2 protein-coding genes are annotated in these 2,608 nt (G+C 60.1%); both read right to left on the reverse strand.

Translation table 11 applies throughout. The features are described 5' to 3' along the window. Positions 1 to 12: 12 nt before the first annotated feature. Entirely contained in the window at positions 13 to 1,578 is a 1,566-nt protein-coding gene (locus tag ACJWXQ_RS11965) for an FGGY-family carbohydrate kinase (RefSeq protein WP_406672887.1), read from the reverse strand. A gap of 332 nt (positions 1,579 to 1,910) precedes the next feature. Continuing rightward, on the reverse strand, positions 1,911 to 2,608 hold a 698-nt coding region (locus tag ACJWXQ_RS11970), incomplete at its 5' end, for a glycerol-3-phosphate dehydrogenase C-terminal domain-containing protein (protein ID WP_406672888.1).

Below are 2,608 nucleotides of genomic sequence, written 5' to 3' on the forward strand. Positions count from 1 at the left end.
GCACTGCCGGGGCTACTTGGGATAGCCCGTTATTTCCCGGATTTTTCGATAAAAAGGTCTCAGCCGCCGGTACATTTTCTTGTAGACCTCCCGATAGAGCTGGTCGTAGAGGCGGTGATTTTTACTGTTCGGTTCGTAGACCTCGCCGGTGTGGGTCATTTCATGAATGGCCGTTTCGAAATCCCGGTGAATGCCCATGCCCACGGCGGCGTTGATGGCTGCGCCCAGGGCCGAGGTTTCGTAAATATGGGGCTTGGCCGTGGGAAGTCCGAAGATGTCGGCGGTGGTCTGCATGGCGTTTCGGCTCCGTGATCCACCGCCGGACACGCGAAGCGTGGTGATGGGAATGCCCGTTTTTCCTTCGATCCGTTCTTTACCTTCCCGAAGTGCGTAGCCCAGCCCTTCAAGAATTGACCGGTACAGGTGCCCCCGGGTGTGGACATCGCCGAAGCCGATAACGGCCCCCTTGGCCTCCGGTCCCGGCAGCTTCAATCCCGGCGACCAGTAAGGCTGGAGCATGAGCCCCATGGAACCTGGCGGTACCTCGTCAACGAGCCGGTCCAGCAGGGCTTCCGCCTCCATGTCCCGGTGGGCCGCCTCCATAAGCTCGGGGTGGCCGAATTCTTTCTTGAACCAGCTTACCATCCAGAACCCCCGGTAAATCTGGACCTCCATGGTGTGATAGTCGGGAATGGCCGAGGGGTAGGGAGGCAGAAAGCGGATTGCTTCAATATATTTTTTGTGGGTCACATTGATAGTTGCCGTTGTTCCATAGCTGAGACAGCCGATGTGTGGTTCCAGGCTGCCGCAGCCGATGACTTCGCAGGCCTTGTCGGCGGCGGCCGCCACCAGGGGAAGCCCTTCGGGAATGCCTGTGGCCCCGGAGGCGAGTCCAGTGATGGTTCCCAGCACGTCGCTCTGGGGGACCAGGTCGGGGAGCAGTGAGGGGTCCATGGGAATAACCTTCCACTTCCAGTCCCAGGACCGGGCCCATTTCAGCTTTTTATAGTCAAAAGGTATATAGGCTACCTGGCAGCCGATGGAATCGACGAAAGTCCCCGTCAGCCGATGGGTCAGGTAGCCTGAGAGCAGCAAATACTTGTGAGTCCGCCGCCAGATATCGGGCTGGAAGTTCCTGATCCAGTTTGCCTCGGCCTGGCTCTGAAAGTAGGCGATGGTTTCCCGCATGCCGATCAGGGTGAAGGCCGCCCCCCAGAGTCCCCCGACCTGCTTCAGTCCCTCGGTGCGGCGCTGGTCGAGCCAGTGAATGAAAGGCCGCAGAGCCTTTCCCTCCCGGTCCACGGGAATGACCGTTCCCCGCTGGGTGGTAAGCGCAACGGCGGCGATTCGTTCCTTTTCCACGCCCTCCTGTGACAGGAGGCGGTTACAGGCCAGGCACAGGGCGTTCCAGTAAACCTCGGGGTCCTGCTCGGCCCAGGCCGGCTGGGGCGAGACGTAGGGAGGATCAAAGGTCACCGTCTCCATGGCCACGGGCGTGCCCGCCGGATCAAAGAGAATCGCCTTCAGGCTCTGGGTGCCGTTATCAATGGCCAGAATCAGGTCTTTTTCAGCTTTCACGATAGATGCCTTTCAGTGTCAAGAAGTGCTGAGCTGTTCCTTGTGTCTGTAAAGCGAAACCGAAACAATAATTCCCAAACCTGGGTCGAATTCGATGGCCCTGTAAAATGGTCGCAGGCAGGTTGGGTTAATCCCGAAGAATGAGACCCCCGGGCCTGCCTCCGTAGGGGCGGTTCGCGAACCTCCCGCAGTCAGGTACCCCCGGCATTCGGCTGCAATCCCGTAGATCATTCCCCCGACGCTCCAATTCGCAGATCCCCCCCCTGTGGGGGATTAAAACCCGACCGAAGGGAGGGGGGGCAGGGGGGAATTCATAAACCATCAGATAATCCTCAAGGTTTTCCTGTTTCCCTCCCGCCGCCCAATGACTCCCGAACCCGTCGAATTCCTTTTGCCACCAGCCCTTCCTGAACCGCCGCCGGTCGCGGCGCCCGTCCCGGAACGGCGTAGGCACTCTCCAGGATATTCCGGTAGCCTATTCGTTCTTCACGCCATCGCCTGCGGTTCCAGGTCATGCGAGGCGAGCATCGCTTCTGAATGTCATCGAGCAGTTCCAGACCCCCGTCGGCACGGAGGAGCCCAATGCGGACCCGGCGCAGGAGCAGGTCGTCCAAATGGCGGATGCCTTCCCCGGCGCCCTGGATAACCTCGATCCAGGGCGTATTCGTGCCCGGCAGCAGCTCCATGTCCTCGGGAGAAGCCTCCGCGATCATGGCGGACGCTTCCCGACCGTAGCGTCCGAAAAGCCGACGGGTTATTGCTTCATGAACAGTGTCGCCCCGCTGCACGCTTCGCACCGGTTCAAAGACCGGCGGCGTCTGGTCGATAGTGCCGGGACCGGAAATGAACCGGAAGGCTTCTTTCAAGGCGTCCCAGGCAAGCCGCCTGAAGGTGGTGAGTTTGCCTCCGGTGATGGTTATCAGTCCATTGTCCGACCAGACCACGTGATCCCGGCTTTCCTCCGAAGGGGGTCGATCGCCTTCGCTCACAACCGGTCGCAGCCCGGAAAAAGAGCAAAGAGCCTGGTCCA

Origin of the sequence: Natronospira sp. (assembly GCF_007134575.1) — a bacterium.
GTDB lineage: Bacteria > Pseudomonadota > Gammaproteobacteria > Natronospirales > Natronospiraceae > Natronospira > Natronospira elongata.